Here is a 279-nt window from a genome sequence, read left to right as displayed (position 1 = left end):
CGGAAAAGCTGCGCTTCAATGATCCTGAAGAGCATGCGTTGCTCACCGACCTGCACATCGCGTTCAAGCGCGCCAACGGCTACAGCGAACTGGAAATTGCCCAGAAGCGCAGCGCCATCGAAAACGTCATGAAGCCCGACAGCCTCGAAGAACACCGCGAACGCCTGCTGGCCGCCGGATTCTCGAAAGTCGTGCCGTGGTTCCAGTGTCTTAACTTTGCCTCGTTGATTGCCTTGCCATGATTGATCTGTCCCCCCTCGCCCGCCACTTGGTCGGCAC

At 58.4% G+C, this 279-nt stretch carries 1 protein-coding gene; it reads left to right on the top strand.

Going from position 1 to position 279, the window contains the following annotated elements; translation table 11 throughout:
• Positions 1-242, top strand: a 242-nt coding sequence (locus SB764_RS39540; RefSeq protein WP_410866689.1) for a hypothetical protein, incomplete at its 5' end; no start/stop codon positions are given.
• Positions 243-279: the final 37 nt, after the last annotated feature.

Source organism: Paraburkholderia sp. SIMBA_027 (assembly GCF_046535315.1).
Lineage (GTDB): Bacteria > Pseudomonadota > Gammaproteobacteria > Burkholderiales > Burkholderiaceae > Paraburkholderia > Paraburkholderia tropica.
This window is presented reverse-complemented; position numbering and strand designations above follow the sequence as displayed.